21 protein-coding genes are annotated in these 20,362 nt (G+C 63.7%); 16 read left to right on the forward strand and 5 right to left on the reverse strand.

Features of this window, described 5'->3' with window-relative positions; genetic code table 11:
• Positions 1-85 precede the first annotated feature (85 nt).
• The 10 genes from QF092_RS13810 (at position 86) to QF092_RS13855 (ending at position 12,096) form a co-directional block, all read left to right on the forward strand.
• The gene (locus QF092_RS13810) at positions 86-1,234 is read left to right on the forward strand and encodes a saccharopine dehydrogenase family protein (protein ID WP_281464608.1); all 1,149 of its coding nucleotides are present in this window, start codon (positions 86-88) and stop codon (positions 1,232-1,234) included.
• Between the two features lie 100 nt (positions 1,235-1,334).
• Positions 1,335-3,059 carry a heparinase II/III family protein gene (locus QF092_RS13815; protein WP_281464610.1) on the forward strand — a complete coding sequence of 575 codons (1,725 nt, stop codon included), beginning with the start codon at positions 1,335-1,337 and terminating at the stop codon, positions 3,057-3,059.
• A gap of 21 nt (positions 3,060-3,080) precedes the next feature.
• Positions 3,081-4,667, forward strand: a complete 1,587-nt coding sequence (purH, locus tag QF092_RS13820) for a bifunctional phosphoribosylaminoimidazolecarboxamide formyltransferase/IMP cyclohydrolase (protein WP_281464612.1) — start codon at positions 3,081-3,083, stop codon at positions 4,665-4,667.
• Positions 4,668-4,680: 13 nt separating this feature from the next.
• Positions 4,681-5,184 (forward strand): signal peptidase II, encoded by a 504-nt coding sequence (gene lspA / locus QF092_RS13825; protein ID WP_281464614.1) that lies wholly within the window; start codon positions 4,681-4,683, stop codon positions 5,182-5,184.
• Between the two features lie 52 nt (positions 5,185-5,236).
• On the forward strand, positions 5,237-5,776 hold the full coding sequence (locus QF092_RS13830) for a DUF3035 domain-containing protein (protein ID WP_281464617.1): 540 nt from the start codon (positions 5,237-5,239) through the stop codon (positions 5,774-5,776).
• 93 nt (positions 5,777-5,869) lie between these two features.
• Entirely contained in the window at positions 5,870-7,207 is a 1,338-nt protein-coding gene (locus QF092_RS13835) for a M16 family metallopeptidase (protein WP_281464619.1), read from the forward strand.
• On the forward strand, positions 7,204-8,526 hold the full coding sequence (locus QF092_RS13840; protein ID WP_281464621.1) for a M16 family metallopeptidase: 1,323 nt from the start codon (positions 7,204-7,206) through the stop codon (positions 8,524-8,526). The genes QF092_RS13835 and QF092_RS13840 overlap by 4 nt, the downstream gene beginning before the upstream one ends.
• Before the next feature lie 47 nt (positions 8,527-8,573).
• Positions 8,574-10,412, forward strand: coding sequence for a DNA mismatch repair endonuclease MutL (gene mutL / locus QF092_RS13845; RefSeq protein WP_281464623.1), 1,839 nt, complete (start codon positions 8,574-8,576; stop codon positions 10,410-10,412).
• The gene (locus tag QF092_RS13850) at positions 10,409-11,566 is read left to right on the forward strand and encodes a DNA recombination protein RmuC (protein WP_281464625.1); all 1,158 of its coding nucleotides are present in this window, start codon (positions 10,409-10,411) and stop codon (positions 11,564-11,566) included. The genes mutL and QF092_RS13850 overlap by 4 nt, the downstream gene beginning before the upstream one ends.
• The gene (locus QF092_RS13855; protein ID WP_281464627.1) at positions 11,563-12,096 is read left to right on the forward strand and encodes a HutD/Ves family protein; all 534 of its coding nucleotides are present in this window, start codon (positions 11,563-11,565) and stop codon (positions 12,094-12,096) included. Before QF092_RS13850 ends, QF092_RS13855 begins: the two co-directional genes overlap by 4 nt.
• On the opposite strand, the gene QF092_RS13860 is transcribed toward QF092_RS13855, so the two are convergent.
• From QF092_RS13860 to QF092_RS13875, 4 genes are all read right to left on the reverse strand, one after another.
• Complete coding sequence (locus tag QF092_RS13860) at positions 12,078-12,359, reverse strand: type II toxin-antitoxin system RelE/ParE family toxin (RefSeq protein WP_281464629.1); 282 nt, start codon at positions 12,357-12,359, stop codon at positions 12,078-12,080. The genes QF092_RS13855 and QF092_RS13860 overlap by 19 nt on opposite strands.
• An 8-nt stretch (positions 12,360-12,367) precedes the next feature.
• Complete coding sequence (locus QF092_RS13865) at positions 12,368-12,595, reverse strand: hypothetical protein (RefSeq protein WP_281464631.1); 228 nt, start codon at positions 12,593-12,595, stop codon at positions 12,368-12,370.
• A gap of 77 nt (positions 12,596-12,672) precedes the next feature.
• On the reverse strand, positions 12,673-13,317 hold the full coding sequence (locus tag QF092_RS13870; RefSeq protein ID WP_281464633.1) for a ChrR family anti-sigma-E factor: 645 nt from the start codon (positions 13,315-13,317) through the stop codon (positions 12,673-12,675).
• A gap of 14 nt (positions 13,318-13,331) precedes the next feature.
• Complete coding sequence (locus QF092_RS13875; RefSeq protein ID WP_337250642.1) at positions 13,332-13,982, reverse strand: sigma-70 family RNA polymerase sigma factor; 651 nt, start codon at positions 13,980-13,982, stop codon at positions 13,332-13,334.
• Between the two features lie 158 nt (positions 13,983-14,140).
• Between QF092_RS13875 and QF092_RS13880 the strand changes: the two genes are divergently transcribed.
• Genes QF092_RS13880 through QF092_RS13900 form a run of 5 tightly spaced genes read left to right on the forward strand, consistent with a single transcriptional unit; the run spans position 14,141 to position 18,737 of the window.
• A complete protein-coding gene (locus QF092_RS13880) occupies positions 14,141-15,436 on the forward strand; it encodes an NAD(P)/FAD-dependent oxidoreductase (protein ID WP_281464635.1) in 1,296 nt (431 codons plus the stop codon).
• Positions 15,433-16,185, forward strand: coding sequence for a DUF1365 domain-containing protein (locus QF092_RS13885; protein WP_281464637.1), 753 nt, complete (start codon positions 15,433-15,435; stop codon positions 16,183-16,185). Before QF092_RS13880 ends, QF092_RS13885 begins: the two co-directional genes overlap by 4 nt.
• Positions 16,182-17,441, forward strand: coding sequence for an MFS transporter (locus tag QF092_RS13890; protein WP_281464639.1), 1,260 nt, complete (start codon positions 16,182-16,184; stop codon positions 17,439-17,441). The genes QF092_RS13885 and QF092_RS13890 overlap by 4 nt, the downstream gene beginning before the upstream one ends.
• 1 nt (position 17,442) lies before the next feature.
• Positions 17,443-18,003, forward strand: a complete 561-nt coding sequence (locus QF092_RS13895; protein ID WP_281464641.1) for a DUF3833 domain-containing protein — start codon at positions 17,443-17,445, stop codon at positions 18,001-18,003.
• Positions 18,000-18,737 carry an SDR family NAD(P)-dependent oxidoreductase gene (locus tag QF092_RS13900; protein WP_281464643.1) on the forward strand — a complete coding sequence of 246 codons (738 nt, stop codon included), beginning with the start codon at positions 18,000-18,002 and terminating at the stop codon, positions 18,735-18,737. Before QF092_RS13895 ends, QF092_RS13900 begins: the two co-directional genes overlap by 4 nt.
• Positions 18,738-18,843: 106 nt before the next feature.
• Here QF092_RS13900 and QF092_RS13905 read toward each other — a convergent pair whose 3' ends face one another.
• Complete coding sequence (locus QF092_RS13905) at positions 18,844-20,100, reverse strand: RsmB/NOP family class I SAM-dependent RNA methyltransferase (RefSeq protein ID WP_281464645.1); 1,257 nt, start codon at positions 20,098-20,100, stop codon at positions 18,844-18,846.
• Between the two features lie 79 nt (positions 20,101-20,179).
• Here QF092_RS13905 and QF092_RS13910 point away from each other — a divergent pair, with 79 nt between their 5' ends.
• Positions 20,180-20,362 carry a DUF1674 domain-containing protein gene (locus QF092_RS13910; RefSeq protein WP_281464647.1) on the forward strand — a complete coding sequence of 61 codons (183 nt, stop codon included), beginning with the start codon at positions 20,180-20,182 and terminating at the stop codon, positions 20,360-20,362.

Genomic DNA, 20,362 nt, shown 5'->3' on the forward strand with positions numbered 1-20,362 from the left:
CAATAGGACAAATTCCTGCGACGGAATTTGCAAAGATCTTCGAAGAATTTTCGCGGGGCAAAGCTCAGCGTAGGAGGACAAAGACATGACGATCCATTGGTGCGGCACCGGCCTTTCCGCGGTTCCCGGCCTGCGGCGGCTGATCGAGGGCGGCCATAAGGTGACGGTCTGGAACCGCACCGTTGATAAGGCGCGCGAGGCGGTGGGCGACCTGACCTCCGATATCCGTCCCTACAGCCTTGAGGCGCTAACCGCCGCGCTGGAACCCGGCGATGTGGCCATTTCTATGCTGCCCGCAGATCAGCATGTCAGCATTGCCAAGGCCTGTCTGGCCAAGGGGGCGCATTTCGTTTCCTCTTCCTACATCGCGCCAGAAATGCGGGCGCTGGATGCCGAATTCCGCGAAAAGGGCCTCTGTTCCGTCAACGAGGTGGGGCTTGACCCCGGTATCGACCACCTGATGGCGCATGACCTTGTCGCCCGCTATCGCGCATCCTCGGCCTATGACGTGAAGAATACCCTCTCCTTCACCTCCTATTGCGGCGGCGTGCCGAAAATCCCGAACCCTTTTCGCTACAAGTTCAGCTGGTCGCCCTTGGGCGTGCTGAAGGCGCTGCGCTCTCCGTCGCGCAGCTTGCGGAATTTCAGCGAACTCCGCGTAAATCGCCCATGGGACGCGATCACGGCCTATGATGCGCCGCTGCCCACCCCCGAAAGCTTTGAGGTTTATCCCAACCGCGACAGCTATCCCTTCATGGAAGATTACCGCTTCGATCCCGATTGGCAGGTCAAGGATTTCGTGCGCGGCACGATCCGCCTTAACGGCTGGGCCGAAGCATGGGGTCCTGTGTTCCGTGAGATTGAAACGCTGGAAGGCCCCGCAGGCGATGCCCGTCTGGCCGAAATGGCCGCGCAATTCTGGGCCGAGAATTCCTATGACGAAGGCGAACCTGACCGCGTGGTCCTTTTCGTCTCGCTCAAGGCCGAACGTGACGGTCACCCGGTCTGGCACGAGGAATGGGCGCTGGATGCATGGGGCGATGCGCGCGGCACAGCAATGGCACGGCTGGTGTCGGTTCCTGTCTCCCTCGCCATCGAATCGGTCTTGTCGCGCGAGATACCGGCAGGCGTCCATGCCGCGCCGCACGACCCCCGGCTGATCGACAAGTGGATGGGTCAGATCCGGACTCTGGCCCAATATCTTGAACGTGTCGATCACATGTCAGCCCGCTGATCGGCGCGCTTGTGAGGTGACAGGCAGCGCTTCGCCCGTCTAATATGCTTGCCAAGACCCGAATGAATGAACCGGGCAGGCAGCAGGTTACGGGCGAGGCATGGCCGTCATCACAGGTGACAGACCGACAGGGTCGCTTGGCAACCGTTTCGCCGTATGGCGGGCGGGCTTTGCCCATGTCGCCACCGCCTTTCGCTCGCAGCCCGAACCCCGCTCAATCGGCCTTTTTGCGCGCGGGCGCCAACTTGTGGCGGGCAACTTCCTCTTTGCAGGAAAATTGGTGCAGGCCCCTGCCAGTTCCATCTGGGATATCGCCCCGCCCGATGCGATCTTTGCGGCCGAGGTGCAGGGCTTCATCTGGCTGGATGATCTTGCTGCCGTGGGTGATGCCAGTGCGCGCAAAAGGGCGCAGGATTGGACTTATGCTTGGATCGACCGGTTCGGTGGCGGCCAAGGCCCCGGCTGGACGCCCGATCTGACGGGCCGCCGCCTGATCCGCTGGATCAACCATGCCGTCTTTCTGTTGCAGGGGCAGGATAAGGCTCGCTCGGCCGCCTATTTCCGTGCGGTCACCGTACAGACCCATTACCTCGCCCGACGCTGGACCCGCGCCGCCCCCGGCCTGCCGCGGTTCGAGGCGCTAACGGGCCTCATCGTCGCTGGGCTGGCGTTGGAGGGCAAGGCAAAGCTGGTGAAGACCGCCGTCGCCGCACTGGCCCGCGATTGCCGTGGCCAGATTGACTCGGGCGGTGGCATCCCCACCCGTAATCCCGAAGAATTGCTTGAGGTGCTGACCCTGCTGAACTGGGCCGCGCAGGCCCTTGAAGAGGCGGGGCGTGAGGTGCCGCCAGAAGTGGTCACCGCCATAGGGCGGATCGTGCCAACCCTTCGCGCGCTGCGCCATGCCGATGGGGGTCTGGCGCGGTTCCATGGCGGAGGGCGCGGGATCGAAGGGCGGCTGGATGCCGCCTTGGCGGCCTCTGGGGTTAGGGGCGCACCACCGCATGGCGTGCCTGCGATGGGCTTCGTCCGCCTGTCCTCCGGGCGGTCGACCATCATCCTAGACGCCGCCGCCCCTCCGCATGGCCGCGCCAGCGGCGAGGCACATGCCTCGACGCTTGGCTTCGAACTGACCTCTGGGCGGCGCCCGCTTATCGTCAGCTGCGGCTCCGGTCGCCCCTTTGGCGAAGACTGGACGCTTGCCGGACGCGCCACCGCATCGCATTCCACCCTGTCGATCGACGGCTCGTCCTCATCCCGGCTCGGCAAGGGCAGCGATGATTTTGCCCACCGCGCTGCTGTCATCACCTTGCAGCAGACCGCCGACCACCACGGTCAAACCGTCTCTGTCGCACAGGATGGTTGGCGCGGCAGCCATGGCCTGATCCATTCCCGTATCCTCACGCTGGATGCGCAGGGGCGGCGGCTGACCGGAACCGATATGGTCTATGTCCACTCCGCCCCCGATCAGCGACGGCTGGAAACGGTCCGCGCCACACGGCCGGATGGGGTGACGGTGTCGATCCGCTTTCACCTTCACCCTGATGTGGATGCGCGGCTCGACATGGGCGGAAGTGCAGTGTCCATGGCGCTAAAGTCCGGGGAGATTTGGGTCTTCCGCCATGACGGCGTCGGCAAACTGACGCTGGATGCATCGGTTTATCTGGAAAAAGGGCGCTTGCAGCCCCGTGCTGCGCGGCAGATCGTCCTTTCCGCGCCGGTAACGGGGGCAGAATTGCGGATCGGCTGGACCTTGGCCAAGGCACAGGATACTCCGCTCGCCATCCGCGATCTGGACCGCGAGGAATTGCCGGTTCCGGTCTGACCTGTTGCAAGGGGTGCTGCCATGACCAACCTCGTTCCGATCGGACGCGCGCTGATTTCCGTTTCCGACAAGTCCGGCCTGCTTGATCTGGCCCGTGCCCTTGCCGCGCGAGGGGTGGAGCTGATCTCGACCGGCGGCACCTCGGGGATGCTGCGCACGGCGGGGCTGAAGGTGCGCGATGTGTCGGATGTGACGGGTTTCCCCGAGATGATGGATGGACGGGTCAAGACGCTGCACCCCAATGTGCATGGCGCGCTGCTGGCCTTGCGGGACGATGACGAACACCTTCTGGCCATGGCCGCGCATGGGATCGAACCGATCGACCTATTGATCGTGAACCTCTACCCGTTCGAGGAAACGGTCGCGAAGGGGGCCGACCATGCCACCTGCATCGAGAATATCGATATCGGCGGCCCCGCCATGATCCGCGCGGCATCCAAGAACCATCGCTTTGTCACTGTCGTCACCGATCCGGCAGACTATCAGTCGCTGATGGACCAGATGGCCGCGCATGACGGGGCAACCACATTGGCCTTCCGGCAAAAGATGGCGCTGACCGCCTATTCCCGAACCGCCGCTTATGACGCTGCCGTGTCCAACTGGCTTGCGGGCGAAATCGGCGAAACCGCGCCGCGCTATCGCACGTTCGCGGGCAAACTGGCCCAAGGCTTGCGCTATGGTGAAAATCCGCATCAGGGTGCGGCCTTCTACGTCGATGGCTCGCGCCGCGAAGGCGTGTCTACCGCACGCCAGTGGCAGGGCAAGGAACTTTCCTACAACAACATCAATGACACGGACGCCGCTTTCGAACTGGTGGCCGAATTTGGCGGTGGCGCGCCCGCCTGCGCCATCATCAAACATGCCAATCCCTGCGGCGTGGCGACCGGGGCCACATTGGCCGAGGCTTACGCCCGCGCCTATGATTGTGACCGCACCTCGGCCTTCGGGGGCATTGTCGCGCTGAACCAACCACTTGATGCCGCCACAGCGGAAAAGATCACCGAGATTTTCACCGAGGTCGTCATCGCCCCCGGCGCATCCGAAGAAGCCAAAGCCATCTTTGCGGCGAAAAAGAACCTCCGCCTTCTGACCACCGCTGCCTTGCCCGACCCGCGCGCGCAAGGGCTGGCCTTCAAACAAGTGGCGGGCGGTCTTCTGGTTCAGGACCGTGACGCAGGCGCCCTGCGTCCAGGCGATCTGAAGGTCGTGACCAAGCGCGCCCCGACCGAGGCCGAGATGGCTGATCTTCTTTTCGCGTGGAAAGTCGCGAAACACGTGAAGTCCAACGCCATCATCTATGTGAAAGACGGCGCGACCGTCGGCGTCGGCGCAGGTCAGATGTCGCGCATCGACAGCACCCGCATCGCCGCCCGTAAATCTCAGGACATGGCCGAGGCGCTGGGTCTTTCCCAGCCTCTTACCCACGGGTCTGTCGTCGCATCGGACGCCTTCTTCCCCTTCGCCGACGGCCTGCTGGCGGCGGCTGAAGCGGGGGCTACCGCGATCATCCAGCCGGGTGGTTCCATGCGGGATGACGAGGTGATTGCCGCAGCCGATGCGGCGGGCCTTACCATGGTCTTTACCGGCATGCGCCATTTCCGCCATTGATCGGGGGCAGGGCATGAAGACAGCCGCCATCACCGCCGCCGTCATCTTCGTGCTGGATCAGGTCACGAAGGTGGCCATCGTCCACGGCTTGAACCTGATTGAACGCGGCGTGATCGATGTCGCGCCGCCATTCCTCACCTTTCGTATGGCATGGAATCGGGGCGTCAATTTCGGCCTTCTGGCCCATGACGCCGATTTCATGCGCTGGGTTCTGATCGCGGTCGCCATCGCCATTTCGCTTTGGGTCTGGCTTTGGGTTCGGCGGGAAGAACCGGGGCGCTGGGCACAGATTTCGGCGGGGCTTCTGGTCGGTGGTGCGCTGGGCAACGTGATCGACCGCGTGGTCTATGGCGCCGTGGCCGATTTCCTGAACATGTCTTGCTGTGGCATCGAAAACCCCTATGCCTTTAACGTGGCCGATATTTCGATCTTCGCGGGGGCAATCGGGCTGATCCTTTTTACGGGCGGATCGGACAAGACGGCAAAGGGTGACCCTGGCAAGGGAAAGACCCCGTGACGCGCGCCGCGACATGCGCTAAGACGGGGCAAGACGGTTGACGGAGGCTGGCATGCAGGCAACACGGCGTTTCCCCGCCATCGCTCTGGCGATGGTGATGGCGCTTGCGGCATGCGGCAATCGCGACACCGTGCCTTCGCTGATGAATGTCCGCTCCACCACTGGCGGTCCTGACGAATTCGGCATCATCCCGCCCAAGCCGCTGGAAATGCCCGAAGACTTGGCCGCCCTGCCAGACCCCACCCCCGGCGGCGCCAACCGCACCGACCGCAACCCGAACGCCGAGGCTGTCGCAGCATTGGGTGGCAACCCATCGGTCACGCAGGGGGTGAACAGCGCGCATGCAGGCCTTTACGCCTATGCCGCGCGCTATGGCGTGACGCAGGGCATCCGCGAAACGCTGGCCGCCGAAGATCTTGAATACCGTCGCGAAAATGATGGTCGCCTCTTGGAACGCCTGTTCAACGTGAACGTCTATTACCGCGCCTATCAGCCGCAATCGCTGGACCAGCACGCCGAATTGTGGCGCTGGCGTCAGGCGGGCGTGCGCACGCCCTCTGCCCCGCCTCCGCAGGATGGCGAAGGCGAGTAACAACCGCGTAGGGGCGGGTTGAACCCGCCGCCGCATCGGTCCACCTTCCATGCGAAGATCACGCCCGTTCCTCGGGCATAGCGGAGCGTTCGGATGACCGACTTTCGCGGCCTCGCCCTTGCGGCGGCCTTTCTCACCGCCGCCCCCGCCATGGCGGAACAGGCGGTCACCGGCTTTACACTCGACAACGGGTTAGAGGTGGTGGTGATTCAGGATCGCCGCGCCCCCGTCGTCGTGCAGATGGTCTGGTATCGTGTTGGCGCGGCGGATGAACCTGACGGCAAATCCGGCATCGCGCATTTCCTTGAACATTTGATGTTCAAGGGCACCGAAAAGATCGGCCCCGGTGCCTTCTCGGATATCGTCGAGGCGCAGGGCGGCAGCGACAATGCCTTTACCAGCTGGGATTACACCGCTTATTTCCAGCGCGTTGCGTCAGATCGACTTGATCTGATGATGCAGATCGAATCCGACCGTATGACGGGCCTTACCATCGCGCCCGATCAGGTGGATACAGAACGATCCGTCATCCTCGAAGAACGCAACCAGCGCACCGACACCAGCCCCGGAGCGCTGCTTTCGGAACAAATGCGGGCGGCGCAATACCTCAACCATCCCTATGGCATTCCGATCATCGGCTGGCGGCATGAGATGGAGGGGTTGACCCGCGACGATGCGCTGGCTTTCTACCGCCAGCATTACGCGCCCAACAACGCCATCCTTGTGGTGGCGGGCGACGTTACACCGGATGAGGTGCGCGCCTTGGCCGAAACGCATTACGGCGTGATCCCCGCCGCGCCAGAAATTGCCCCCCGTGACCGGGTGTCCGAACCCCCGCAACTGGCCGAACGCCGCCTGACGATGTCCGACCCGCGCGTGTCAGAACCCTATATATCGCGCAGCTATCTGGCCCCCGAACGCGACCCCGGCGATCAGACAAAAGCCGCCGCTCTTACCGTCCTTGCCGAACTTCTGGGTGGCAGCGGCACCACCTCCGTTCTCGCCCGCGCGTTGCAATTCGATCAGCGAAAGGCGGTTTACACGGCAGCCTTCTATGATGGGTCCAGCGTCGATGACACGACCTTCGGCCTTGTTGTCGTGCCCACCCCCGGCACTTCGCTGCAAGACGCAGAGGACGCGATGGATGCCGCCATCGCCGATTTCATCGCCAAAGGTCCCGATCCTGCCGATCTCGAACGGATAAAGACCCAGATCCGCGCCGCTGATATCTATTCCCGTGATGATTCCGACGGCCTTGCCCGCCTTTATGGTGAGGCATTGGCAACAGGCCTGACGCTGGAAGACGTCAAGGCTTGGCCCGATATCCTGAAATCCGTCACCGCCGATGACATTATCGCCGCCGCAAAGGATGTGCTGGACAAGCGCCGCGCCGTCACGGGTTGGCTTATGCGCGAAGAGGCCGCCCAATGACCCGTCAGCTCCGCTTTCTGACTGTTGCGATTGTGTCCCTTTTCCTTGCCCTGCCCGCACGGGCGGCGGTGGATATCCAGACCGTCACCTCCCCCGGCGGCATCAAGGCCTGGTTGATCGAAGAACCCGGCATCCCGTTCACCGCGCTGGAAATCCGGTTTCGCGGCGGCTCATCCCTTGATCCCGCAGGCAAGGAAGGTGCGGTCAATCTGATGACCGCGCTCCTTGAAGAAGGGGCAGCCGATCTGGACGCCCAAGGCTTTGCCAAGGCGCGCGATGATCTTGCGGCGCAATTCCGCTTTCGGTCGGATATCGACTCGGTTGCCGTGTCTGCCAAGTTTTTGACCGAAAACCGCGATCAGGCCGTGGCTTTGCTGCGCAGCGCCTTGAAACAACCCCGCTTTGATTCCGAGGCAGTAGAGCGCGTGCGCGGGCAGGTGCTTGCGGGCCTTAGGGCTGATCTGAAAGATTCCGGTGCCATCGCAAGTCGCATCTTCCGGGACAAGGCCTTTGAAGACCACCCCTATGAACGTGACAGCGACGGCACGCTGGAAACTGTTCCCGCGCTCACCCGCGATGACCTGATCGCTGTCCATGCCGCGACCATGGCGCGTGATCGTCTCTATGTCGCGGCGGCAGGCGATATCTCTGCTGAACAGCTTGGCGCGCTGCTTGATACCCTCCTTGGCGATTTGCCCGCCACCGGCACGCCTTTGCCCGGCAAGGCCGACCTGATGCTGACGGGTGGCATCACGGTCGAACCGTTCCCCGGCCCGCAATCGGTGATCCTGTTTGGCCAAGGCGGCATTCAGACCGACGATCCGGACTATTTCCCCGCGCTTCTGCTGAACGAGGCGATGGGGGGCAGCCGCTTCTCTGCCCGCCTGATGACCGAGGTCCGCGCCAAGCGTGGCCTAACCTATGGCATCGGCACCTCGCTTGTCGGCTATGATCAGGCCGAGGTGATGATGGGCCAAACCTCCGTCGCCAATGAAAAAGTTGCCGAGGCGGTTGAGGTGATCCGCGACGAATGGCGCAAGATTGCCGAAGGCGGGCTGACTGAGGCAGAGTTGGACGCCACAAAGACCTACATCACCGGCGCCTACCCGCTCCGCTTTGATGGGAATGGACCGCTCGCCTCTATCATGGTGAACATGCAAATGATGGGCTTGCCCGCCGATTACCCCAAGACCCGTAACGAAAAGGTCTGGGCCGTGACGATGGAAGATGTGCAGCGCGTCGCCCGCGAACTCTACACGCCCGACAAACTCCGCTTCATCATCGTTGGCGAACCGCAGGGTGTTACGGCAACGGATTAGCGCCGAATCTGTGGCCTCACAGCCTTCAGCCTGCTACATATGGGTGCATGAACGCGCCGTCCCCCAAGATATCTGGCCCCCAAGGCCGCCCGGTGATCCGCCAACTTGATGAGTCGGCGGTCAACCGTATCGCGGCTGGCGAGGTTGTCGAACGCCCCGCCTCTGCCGTCAAGGAACTGGTGGAAAATGCGCTGGATGCCGGGGCCACGCGCATTGCGGTGGATATTGCCGACGGTGGCAAGACGCTGATCCGAGTCACCGATGATGGCTGTGGCATGACGGGGGATGATCTGCCGCTGGCGCTTTCGCGCCATGCGACATCCAAGATCGATGGGTCCGATCTTCTGAACATCCACAGCTTCGGTTTCCGGGGCGAGGCGCTTCCATCGCTTGGCGCGGTGGGCCGCCTGACCATCACTTCCCGCGTTGCGGGGGGCGAGGCTTCGTCGATCACCGTCGCAGGCGGGCGCATGGGCGCGGTGAAACCTGCCGCCCTGACGCGCGGCACTGTGGTGGAACTGCGCGACCTGTTCTTCGCCACGCCAGCCCGGTTGAAATTTCTCCGCTCCGACCGGGCTGAACTGCAAGCGATCACAGAGGTGGTCAAACGCCTTGCCATGGCCGAACCGACCGTGGGCTTCACTCTGCGCGAAGTGACGGGCGGGGGCGAAGGCCGCACCCTCTTTCGCGCTGATCCCACGGGGGGCGATTTCTTCGATGCCCTCCATGCCCGCCTTGCCGCCGTGCTCGGCGTGGATTTCATCGAGAACGCGCTGAAGATCGATGTCGAACGCGAAGGGATGCGGCTGACCGGATATGCCGCCCTGCCCACCTATTCGCGCGGGTCATCCGTGCAGCAATTCGTCTTCGTCAATGGCCGCCCGGTGCTGGACCGCCTGCTTCTGGGTGCGCTGCGCGTGGCCTATTTCGATTTCCTCAGCCGCGACCGCCACCCCGCCGCCGTCCTGACGTTGACCTGTGATCCCGAAAGGGTCGATGTGAACGTCCACCCCGCCAAGGCCGAGGTGCGCTTTCGCGAACCCGATGCCGCACGTTCGCTCATCATCACAGGCCTCCGCACGACCTTGTCCGGGGCAGGTCACCGCGCCAGTTCCACCGTTGGCGATGCCACGCTGGCTGCCTTCCGCCCTGAACCAACACCCGCGCGCGTCTACCAGATGGACCGCCCCTCGCAGCCCAGCCTGTCGCGCGCCTTTGCCTTTCAGGCCCCCATGGCGCCCCCCGGCTTTGCCGAGGCCCCGGCCGCTCGCGCCGACACTCCGCCCCCGGAACCTGAGGCGGCGCACCGCCCTCTAGGTGCCGCCCGCACGCAGGTGCATGAAAACTATATCATCGCCCAGACCGAAACCGGCATGGTCATCGTTGACCAGCACGCCGCCCATGAACGTCTGGTCTATGAACGCCTGAAACGCCAGATGGCAGAAACGGGCATCGCCGCGCAGGCCCTGCTTATCCCTGAAATCGTTGAACTTTCCCCCACCGACGCAACCCGCATCCTGGACCATGCCGACCAACTCGCTCGACTTGGCCTTGCCATTGAACCCTTCGGCGGCAGCGCCGTCGCCGTGCGCGAAACGCCGGCCATCCTTGGCACCGTCAACGCGGCCCACCTCATCCGCGATATCCTTGACGAACTTGCCGACCAAGGCGACAGCCTTCTCGTGCAGGCCAAGATCGAGGCCGTCCTGTCCCGCATGGCCTGTCACGGCTCTGTCCGCTCTGGCCGCCAGATGCGCCCCGAGGAAATGAACGCCCTGTTACGAGAGATGGAGGCCACCCCCCATTCCGGCCAGTGCAATCATGGCCGCCCCACCTATGTGGAACTGAAACTCGCGGATATCGAAAGGCTGTTTGGTCGCCGATGATCACGATTGCCGGAACCCAATATGCCCTGACCGACCCGCCCATCCTGATCGCAGGCGGCGTCGCGCTCGCGCTCGTCCTTGTCCTCCTCCTCACCCTGCGTGCGGCAGCCTCCTCTGCCCGCATGGCACAGCCCATCCTGCGGCAGATGGAATGGATGACGAACCGCGTGCAATCCCTCTCCGAAGGGCAGGAACGGCTGGCGGGCGGCCTGCATCACGTGTCCGAGGCGGCGGCGGTCAGCCAATCCTCCATGCTCAAACTGATGGAACAACGCCTCGCCGATGTGCAGCGCCAGATGACCGAGGCGCTGCATGGCACCTCCACCCGCACCGCGCGCAGCTTGGGCGAACTGCAACAACGCCTTGAAACCATCGACCGCGCACAGGCGAATATCGAAAAACTGTCAGGCAACGTCCTGTCCCTTCAGGACATTCTGTCGAATAAACAGACACGCGGCGCCTTTGGCGAGATTCAGCTGCATGACATCGTTCTCAAGGCCCTTCCGTCTGACAGCTTCACCATGCAGGCCACGCTGTCCAATGGCCGCCGCGCCGATTGTCTGATCCACCTACCCAACCCGCCCGGCCCGATCGTCATCGACGCCAAATTTCCGCTCGAGGCCTATGAATCCCTCCGCCGCGCCGATAACGCCGCGCAATTGGCCGAGGCGCAACGGAATCTGCGCACCGCCGTCCGCGCCCATATCAAGGCGATCACCGAAAAATACATCCTCGAAGGGGAAACGGCGGATGGCGCGCTGATGTTCCTGCCGTCCGAGGCGGTTTATGCCGAGTTGCACGCCAACTTCCCCGACGTCGTGCGCGAAGGCTTCGCCGCCAAGGTCTGGATCGTCTCTCCCACCACCTGCATGGCCACGCTCAACACCATGCGCGCTGTGCTGAAAGATGCGCGGATGCGCGAACAGGCAGGCGCGATCCGCAAGGAACTGGCGTTGCTATACGCCGATGTGGAACGGCTCGGCACGCGGGTCGAAAACCTCGACCGCCATTTCGGGCAGGCGCAGCGCGATGTGGAGGAAATCAAGATTTCCACCGAAAAGGCTACGAAACGCGCGCGTCGTTTGGACAATTTTGATTTCGAGGAATTGGGCACCCCCGGCACGCCCCTGATCGGCCCGCAGGCCGCGGAATGAGGCATCTGTCACAGGCTGACTATACCCGCCAGCCGTGGAAGAACGGCAAGGGCGTCACGGTGGAACTGACCCGTGCCGAACGGGATGGAGCGATCCTTTACCGTCTTTCCATGGCGACAGTGGCCGAAGATGGCCCCTTCTCCCTCTTCCCCGGCATAGACCGGAACTTGACGGTGATCTCTGGCCCCGGTTTCCGGCTGTCGGGGGATGGCATCGCGCTGGACTGCCAGCCCTTTGTGCCCGTGGCCTTTCCGGGCGATGTGGCGGTGGTCGCCTCTGGCACGGCGGCAGGCCCGTCCGAAGATTTCAACGTCATGACCTCCCGCAACCTGCCCCGCCCCGACGTACGGTTGCTGCGAGAAGGGCAGGGCGCAGCTTCGGGTGGGCGGCTTGCTCTCTTCGCCCTTGATGCGCTTACAGTCGCGGGTCGGACCCTCGCGCAGCATGACCTGATCTTGACCGATGCGCCGCTGCCTCCAATCTCAGGCGGACCCGCGCTTCTGGTTCGCCTTCATGGCGTGTCGGATTGACCCAGACGGCACAGCCGCAACAATTCGATCCGCGTGCCGCGAATGCGATAAAGCAGCACAAAGGGAATGATCGGCAGCATCAAGGCACGCACCCCATGCGGCGAAGGCAGGGCGATCCCCGCTTCCGGGTTCTCGGCCAGACGGCGTAGGGCGTCCGACAGATGGCGCTGCCCATGCCGCAGACCGGGCGGCAAGGTGCGGCTGTAATGTTCGCGCAGCGCTGCCAGATCGTTCCGGGCGGAAATCAGGAAGCGCTGTTTCATCGCGTGCCTTACACCTCGTCCAGAGGCAGGGGCGCGGGGGGCGGCAATTCCCCGTCCGTGAACCAAGATCCGACCCACTCCTCGATATGTGAGGCGCAGATCATCTCGCCCTCATCGGCTTCGGCCAACCTGTCATCCAGAAGTGACAACTCACCCCTGCCCAGATCAGCCAGCACCTTTTGGGACATGTGCAGCATCATCGCCAACCCAGCCTGCGCAAAACGCGCACCTGTCAAGCTATCCCAACAGTTGATTCTTCTAAAGTGTCAATCTGACCTGCATGATTTTTCATGCCACGGACGATTGCACCCTCTCAGATGCGCAGGAAAGGCTGGGCAAGCCGCGGGATAATCGCGTTAAACTTCAGCGGTGCATCCGTCGCCGCAAGGCAGATGCAAACTTCGCCATCCTCCGCCACGGGCGTGTGCTGCATCGCCTCATCCGCGATTTCGATATCGCCGGGGCCGAAACGATCCGTCTCGTCACGGAAGGCCCCCTGCAACACAAGCGTCAGTTCCAGCCCGCGATGCCCGTGATCAGGGACCGCCTGACCGCCGGGAATGTACAGCAGCCGCGCAGATGCATCCTTGCCCGTCGGCAGGATCGCCTGCCGTACGCCCATGCCAAGGCTGCGCCATTTCACCTTGCCAACGCCACCGCCAACGTAATCCGCCAGGGGCGCCGGGAAGATGCCCGCCCGCTTCAACGGGCGGCGTGCGGTGGCCTGCGACAGCCCACTGATCCGGTCCATGCAGGCGGCAAGGCTGTCATCCGACATCGCCGCTACGTCTTCGCTTTCCAGCATCGCGCCGCCCACCGCCTCGAACGAGGCAAGCCGGGCGCGGCATTCGTCGCACAGGGACACATGGGTCGCCGCAACCAGATTGAACGCCTCGGGCAGTTCACCTGCCGCATAGGCCATTAACAACTGGTCCGTAAGATGGTGCTTGATGCTCATCCGTCTTCGTGCCTTCAACTCATTTGCTGGCGCAATCGCTCCAGCGCCAATCTAATGCGCGACTTGATCGTTCCCAAAGGAAGGCCCGTCTCTGCGGCAATCTCGCTATGCGAAAGATCGCCATAAAAGGCCCGTTCGATCAACGCGCGCTGTTTCTCGGGCAGTTGGGCCAGCGCTGTTCCCAACCGTTCAGTATCCTGCTGCGCCTCAAGTACCTCGGCCTGATCGGGTTCAGGCTCTGGCCCCCAAGGCAATTCTTCCGGTTCCGGCCGCCGCGCCTTGCGCAGCGCGTCGATTCGTCGGTTGCGGGCAATGGTGAAGACCCAAGTCGCCACCGAGGCCCGCGACGGATCAAACAGGTGTGCCTTCTGCCACAGCGTTGCCATGACATCCTGCGCACATTCCTCAGCCGTCGTTGCATCGGCGCCCGATTTCATCAGAAAGGCCTTCACCCGTGGGGCGAAATGCCGAAACAGCGCTGCAAACGCCGCCTTGTCCTGATGATCGCGCACACGCAACACCAGCGCTGCCCAATCCGTTTCCACCTGATCCGTCTGCACGGCAGGGCCTTCCTTCCGGACACTAACCCTCTGTTCCAGCGCAGCATATTGCTGCGCGGACGATGGCGCATCCGTTTTTTCGGCCTGACGGGCATCGAACATCATGGGTGTGTTACGCCGCATGCTGTCCGCTGGATCACAGTCGGGGAAATGTTTCGCAGAATTTCGATGTCAAGTTCCCACTGTCCAAAAAAAATTACACGCTGATCCAATCTCTTCCGTCCTCCGTAGAAGCACAAATACCAATAGGAGCGTCCCCTTCCATGCCGTTTGAAACACTTGGTTCCGTCCCTCGCCGCATCGCCGTTATCGGGGGGGGCATTTCCGGCATGGCTGCGGCCCATCTTCTTGCTGATGAGAATTCCGTCGTCTTGTTCGAGGCAGAGACCCGCCTTGGCGGCCATGCCCGCACCGTGATCGCGGGCAAGCGCGGGGATCAGCCTGTCGATACCGGTTTTATCGTTTTCAACAAGGTGAACTATCCCAACCTTCTGGGTCTCTTCGACCGGCTGGATGTGCCTTACGTCGAAAGCAACATGTCCTTCGGTGCCTCGCTTGACGGGGGCCGCGTCGAATATGGCCTTGCCTCCTTCGACACGATCTTTGCGCAACGGAAAAACCTTGTCTCGCCGCGCTTCCTTGGGATGCTGACCGATATCCTGCGCTTCAACAAGAACGCGCCTCAGGTCGTTCGCCCCGACATGACGATCCGTGATCTTTTGGAAACTCTCGGCACGGGTGACTGGTTCCGCGATTACTACATCACCCCCTTCTCCGGGGCGATCTGGTCCACCCCCACCATGGGCATCCTCGATTTCCCGGCCCATGCCCTCGTGCGGTTCTTCGAAAATCACGCGCTGATGGGCTATGAAGGCCAGCATCAGTGGTACACTGTCAAAGGTGGCTCCATCGAATATGTCCGTCGCCTGCAGGCCTCGCTTACCTCGCGTGGCGTCGACCTGCGCCTTGGCGCTGCGGTTGCCGGGGTGCAGCGTGAAGGCGGCGGCGTCCTGATCCGTCCCTATGGCGGCGAATGGGAAATGTTCGATGACGTGGTCTTTGCCACGCATTCCGACATCACCCTGTCCCTTCTGGCCGATGCGACGCCCGCCGAGCGCGCGGCGCTCTCTGCGGTGCGCTATCAGCCCAATCAGGCGATTCTGCACCGCGACCCGTCGGTCATGCCGAAGAATCGCAAATGCTGGTCCTCATGGGCCTATGTCGAACCGAAGGGCGGCGCGCGCGGCAAGATCGACCTGACCTATTGGATGAACTCGCTCCAGCCCATCCCGCAGGATGACCCGATCTTTGTGACCCTCAACTCCAATGGCGGGATCGATGAAAAGCTGATCGATGATGTCGTCACCTTCGATCATCCGGTCTATGATCTGGCCGCACTGGATGCACAGGGCAAAATCCGCGCGATGAATGGCACGCTGAACACATGGTTTGCTGGGGCCTGGATGCGGTCGGGCTTCCACGAGGATGGCTTCGCCTCCGCCGTGGATGTGGTTGAGGCGATGCGCTCTCGCGCCCGCGAAAGGCAGCTTGCCGCATGAACGATGTCGATCTGATCCGGGGCGAAACCTTCCACGGTCGCAAGGGCGCGATTGCGAACAGCTTTCGCTACACCGTGGATTATGTCCTCCTTGACCCGGAAACGGCGCGCGGCCCATCGCTCTTTTCCCGTAACCGCCGCAACCTGACCGCCATTCATGATGTCGATTATGGTGGCGCACCGGGCAAGGGACGCGGCACCGCTTGGGTGCGTGAGGTGCTGGCCGCGCATGATCTTCCCGGATCGGACCGCATCCTTCTTCTGGGTCAGCCCCGTGTTCTGGGCCATGTCTTCAACCCCGTCAGTTTCTGGCTGTGCCATGACGCAACGGATAACCTGCGCGTGGTGATTGCCGAGGTGTCGAACACCTATGGCGACAGGCATTCCTATCTCTGCTTTCGCGACGATCACGGTCCCATCACCCGGACCGACACGATCACCGCGCGCAAGATTTTCCACGTCTCGCCCTTCCAACCGCTTGAAGGCGGCTATGCCTTCCGCTTCGACATCCGCCCCGACCGGATCGGGGTCTGGATCGACTACACCTCGCAGGATGGCGGGCTTTACACCAACCTGATCGGCCCCCGCGTCCCCTTGACCAATGGCGAAATCCTGCGCGCCGCGATCCGCCGCCCCTTGGGGAGCCGCCGCGTGCTGGCCCTGATCCATTGGCAGGCGCTGAAACTGGCGATCAAGGGTGTGAAATTCCGCAACCGTCCCACGCCGCCACCGCAGGAAGTGACCAGATGACCGCTGCCCTGCCTGCAATCGCGCCCCGGGCAGGGTTGGCGGGGTGGAGCCTTTTCGCCGCGCTCATCGCGATGGCGGGACTGCCCATCTACATCCATGCCCCGAAATTTTACGTCGATAGTTATGGCCTGTCGCTTGCCGCGCTGGGCGGCGTGCTTGCGCTCTTGCGTCTGTTCGATGTGGTGCAGGACCCGGTGCTGGGCTGGCTGGCCGAGGCAGGCCGTGCACGGCGCGGCCTTTGGGTCACGCTCGCGGTGGGTGTCATGGCCCTGTCGATGATCGGGCTTTTCGCCATCGCCCCGCCTGTCGCGCCGCTTCTGTGGTTCGCGATCACGCTGTCGGGGCTGTTTTCCGCCTTCTCCTTTCTCACCATTACCTTCTATGCCGAAGGCGTGGCCAAGGCCGCCGCCCTTGGCCCTCAGGGCCATGTCCGCCTGGCCGGTTGGCGCGAGGGCGGGTCGCTGGTAGGCGTCTGCGTCGCCGCCGTTGCACCCGTCGCGCTGGCCGGGCTGACGGGCAGCCCTTTCGCCGCATTCGCCGCCTTGTTCGTCATTCTGGCCGTGGCTGCCACTTTCGCCATGCGCGACCAATGGCTGGGGCAGGGCGGCGGGTTTGAAAACCCGCTGGCCGCCTTTCGCCCCGCGCTTTCCGACCCGCTGGCCCGCCGCCTGCTGCTGATCGCCCTGCTGAACGCGGCACCCGTGGCCGTGACCTCCACGCTTTTCCTTTTCTTCGTGGAAAGCCGTCTCGCAGCGCCCGGCATGGAAGGTCCGCTCCTCCTTCTCTTCTTCCTTGCCGCCGCTCTCTCCACCCCGCTCTGGTCGCGTGCCGCGCAGAGCTGGGGGGCGAAACCCGTGCTGCTTTGCGGCATGGCGCTGGCCATCGCGTCCTTCCTCTGGGCCTCCACCCTTGGGGCGGGGGATACGCTGGCCTTTGCCGTGATCTGCGCCGCGTCTGGCGCGGCCCTTGGGGCGGATATGGTCCTCCTCCCCGCCCTTTTCGCCCGCCGTCTGGGGCAACTGGGCCAAGGCGGCGAGGCAGCCGCCTTCGGCCTATGGTCCTTCGTCTCGAAACTCTCCCTTGCCCTTGCTGCCGCGACGCTGCTCCCGGCGCTGCAAGCGGCAGGATTCACCCCGGGGCAAGAAAACGCGCCTTCTGCCCTTTTCGTCCTATCTGTCCTTTACGCGCTGGTTCCCTGCGCTCTCAAGGTGCTTGCCATCGCGCTTCTGGCCGCCACCAAGGTTCCGGAGGTTTGACATGACTCCCTTCTTCTCGCTCCTGCTCGGTGCGCTGATCACCCTCGTTCTTGTCGCGATGAAATCGCGCTTCGTGGGCTTTCGCACTCAGCGCCCCGCCGATCTGTCCGATCGTGGCCCGCGCTTTGACCTGCGCACCCACCTTTCGGGTCCAATCCTTTGCGAAGGCGTGATCTACGGCCCCACCGGCCGCGTCGCCTCGCGCTTCACCGCCGAGATGGAGGGGACATGGGACGGCAATGTGGGCGTCCTGAAGGAACGGTTCCGCTACGATTCCGGCCGCATGCAGGATCGTGAGTGGCGGCTGTTCCTGTCCAATGACGGCACCATCCGGGCCGAGGCGGATGATGTGGTCGGCCCCGGCCAAGGTCGCGCAGAAGGGCCGGGCGTCCTGCTCAATTACCGCATCAAGTTGGACGAAGAGGCGGGTGGCCATGTCCTGAACGTGACCGACTGGATGTATCTGATGGAAAACGGCACGATCATGAACCGCAGCCAGTTCACCAAGTTCGGCATCACCGTGGCCGAACTCGTTGCCACCATGCGCAGGCTTCCGGCATGAGGGAGTTTCGCGGCAAACGCTATTGGCTGGTTGGGGCGTCCGAAGGCCTTGGCCTCGCCCTTGCTCAGCGGCTCAGCAGCGCGGGGGCTGAGGTGATCTTGTCTGCCCGCTCTCCCAACAAACTGGCCGAGGCTGTCGCCCTGATGCCCGGCCGCGCCACGCCCATTCCCTGCGACGTGGCCTCCACGGCCTCGGTGCGCGAGGCGGCGGAACAGGCGGGCCAGTTGGATGGTGTTGTCTTCCTTGCGGGCGTCTACTGGCCGATGAAAGCGCAGGACTGGGATGCCGACGCGGTCGAGGCGATGTGTGACATCAACCTCACCGGCTGCGCCCGCGTCATGGGCGCGGTGCTGCCGGGCATGGTGGCGCGGCGTTCTGGCCATGTCGTCATCACCGGGTCTCTCTCGGGCTTTCGCGGCCTGCCGGGGGCCATCGGCTATTGTGCCTCCAAGGCCGGGACGATGTCACTGGCGGAATCGATGTATTGCGACCTGCGCGGGTCCGGGGTGGATGTGCAACTGTGCAACCCCGGTTTCATCAAGACGCGGCTGACCGACAAGAACGATTTCAACATGCCGCAAATCATGGAACCGGGGCAGGCGGCGCAGATCATGTTCGAACACATGACGACTGACCGCTTTTCCAACAGCTTCCCGGTGCCCTTTGCATGGGTCTTCCGCCTGTCGCAATTCCTGCCGGACTGGGCCTATTACCGCCTCTTCGCGCCGAAGTGACCGTTTTCCGGCGCGAGACAGAAGGTGAAATTCCCGACGCAGGCGGTCTTGCGCCTCGCGGCGCAGCCGCGCGAAATCTGTGTCAGATTTCGTCGCGTTTTATGCGTCATAAAACGCCTTTCAACCGCGCCATGAAGAACCCGTCCATCCCCCCCGCCTCGGCCCAATGATCGGGCCGCAGGCGCAACCCGCCCGCATCCGTCCACCACGCCTCTTCCACACCCGGCATCGCCACCCGCTCCACGCTTAGCCCTGGATGCCGCGCCAGCGCCGATGCCAACTGCCCCTCGCCCTCTTCCGGCAGCAGAGAGCAGGTGCAAAACACCACCCTTCCCCCCGGCCTGACCATCCCCAACGCCCGGTCCAGAAGCTGCGCCTGCAACGCCACCAGCCCCGCCACCTCTGACCCATCCTTCACGAAGGGCAGATCGGGATGCCGCCGGATCGTCCCCGTGGCCGAACAGGGCGCATCCAGAAGCACCGCGTCGAATTGTTTCGCAGGAGTCCAGTCCAAAGCATCGGCCACCACCACCTCCGCCTCCAGCGCGCAGCGGGCAAGGTTCTCGCGCAGCCGCGCCATCCGCGCCTCGGAAAGATCCAACGCCGTCACCTGCGCTCCGGCAGCGGCCAGTTGCAGCGTCTTGCCCCCCGGTGCCGCGCAAAGGTCCAGCACCCGCTCGCCCGGTTTCGGGTCAAGCAGCCGCACAGCCAGCGTGGCAGCAGCATCCTGCACCCACCATCCCCCCGCCGCATAGCCAGCCAGAGCCGAAACCTGCCCCTTCTCCTCAAGCCGCAGCGAACCTGTCGGCAGAACAACACCCTCCGGCGCTTCCGCCCTGTCACGAACCGTCAGGTCCAAGGGCGGCGCACCCGCCTGCACGGCCTCCATCGCCGCCACAACTTCGCGCCCATAGGCATGCACAAGCGGCTGGCGCAGCCAGCGCGGCATCCGCTGCGGGGGCAGCCCTTCAAAGGGCTGTTCCGGCACCTTGCGCAGCACGGCATTCACCAGCCCCGCCAGATGGCCCGTCCGCTTGCCGCGCCGTACGATCTCCACGGCCGCATTCACCGCGCCATGCGCGGCCCCGCCCATCGCGATCTCCACCACGGCCAGCCGCAGCGCATCGCGCACCATCCGGGGCGGTGCCTTGCGTAGATGCGGCTCCAGCACTTTATCCGCAGGCTCCAGATGCCGCAGCACTGCCAAGGTCAACCGTTGTGCCCGGGCGCGGTCCCCCGGCGGCAGGCCACTCAGCGGCCCCTGCGGATCGGCCACCGCCTGCGTCATCAGCCGCCCCTCGCCCAGCACCGCGCCCAGCAGACCCACCGCCGCCGCCCGTGCCGCCAACCCCTCTGCCGCCATGCCGATACGCCCCCGATACGCCCCTTGTTCCCTTGGGGAACGGGCGTATATCAACAACCAGCGACAAGGAACCCTTCCCATGACCGAAGAAAACCCGCGCCCCGACCTGCCGCCCGAAGCCCAGCGCGCCTTGGCTGAGGCAGAGGAACGCCGCAAAGCCGCCAAGGCGCAGGTCCTGCCCCCGGAACTCGGTGGCCGCGAAGGCCCGGAACCTGTCCGCTATGGCGATTGGGAAAAGAAGGGTCTGGCGATCGACTTCTAA

The organism is Fuscovulum ytuae (assembly GCF_029953595.1).
In the GTDB taxonomy this organism is placed as follows: Bacteria; Pseudomonadota; Alphaproteobacteria; order Rhodobacterales; family Rhodobacteraceae; genus Paragemmobacter; species Paragemmobacter ytuae.

Coding starts and splice junctions, on each gene's coding strand:
- QF092_RS13810 (WP_281464608.1), top strand. CDS start 86: ATGACGATCCATTGGTGCGGCACCGGCCTTTCCGCGGTTCCCGGCCTG.
- QF092_RS13815 (WP_281464610.1), top strand. CDS start 1,335: ATGGCCGTCATCACAGGTGACAGACCGACAGGGTCGCTTGGCAACCGT.
- purH (WP_281464612.1), top strand. CDS start 3,081: ATGACCAACCTCGTTCCGATCGGACGCGCGCTGATTTCCGTTTCCGAC.
- lspA (WP_281464614.1), top strand. CDS start 4,681: ATGAAGACAGCCGCCATCACCGCCGCCGTCATCTTCGTGCTGGATCAG.
- QF092_RS13830 (WP_281464617.1), top strand. CDS start 5,237: ATGCAGGCAACACGGCGTTTCCCCGCCATCGCTCTGGCGATGGTGATG.
- QF092_RS13835 (WP_281464619.1), top strand. CDS start 5,870: ATGACCGACTTTCGCGGCCTCGCCCTTGCGGCGGCCTTTCTCACCGCC.
- QF092_RS13840 (WP_281464621.1), top strand. CDS start 7,204: ATGACCCGTCAGCTCCGCTTTCTGACTGTTGCGATTGTGTCCCTTTTC.
- mutL (WP_281464623.1), top strand. CDS start 8,574: ATGAACGCGCCGTCCCCCAAGATATCTGGCCCCCAAGGCCGCCCGGTG.
- QF092_RS13850 (WP_281464625.1), top strand. CDS start 10,409: ATGATCACGATTGCCGGAACCCAATATGCCCTGACCGACCCGCCCATC.
- QF092_RS13855 (WP_281464627.1), top strand. CDS start 11,563: ATGAGGCATCTGTCACAGGCTGACTATACCCGCCAGCCGTGGAAGAAC.
- QF092_RS13860 (WP_281464629.1), bottom strand. CDS start 12,359: ATGAAACAGCGCTTCCTGATTTCCGCCCGGAACGATCTGGCAGCGCTG.
- QF092_RS13870 (WP_281464633.1), bottom strand. CDS start 13,317: ATGAGCATCAAGCACCATCTTACGGACCAGTTGTTAATGGCCTATGCG.
- QF092_RS13875 (WP_337250642.1), bottom strand. CDS start 13,982: ATGATGTTCGATGCCCGTCAGGCCGAAAAAACGGATGCGCCATCGTCC.
- QF092_RS13880 (WP_281464635.1), top strand. CDS start 14,141: ATGCCGTTTGAAACACTTGGTTCCGTCCCTCGCCGCATCGCCGTTATC.
- QF092_RS13885 (WP_281464637.1), top strand. CDS start 15,433: ATGAACGATGTCGATCTGATCCGGGGCGAAACCTTCCACGGTCGCAAG.
- QF092_RS13890 (WP_281464639.1), top strand. CDS start 16,182: ATGACCGCTGCCCTGCCTGCAATCGCGCCCCGGGCAGGGTTGGCGGGG.
- QF092_RS13895 (WP_281464641.1), top strand. CDS start 17,443: ATGACTCCCTTCTTCTCGCTCCTGCTCGGTGCGCTGATCACCCTCGTT.
- QF092_RS13900 (WP_281464643.1), top strand. CDS start 18,000: ATGAGGGAGTTTCGCGGCAAACGCTATTGGCTGGTTGGGGCGTCCGAA.
- QF092_RS13905 (WP_281464645.1), bottom strand. CDS start 20,100: ATGGCGGCAGAGGGGTTGGCGGCACGGGCGGCGGCGGTGGGTCTGCTG.
- QF092_RS13910 (WP_281464647.1), top strand. CDS start 20,180: ATGACCGAAGAAAACCCGCGCCCCGACCTGCCGCCCGAAGCCCAGCGC.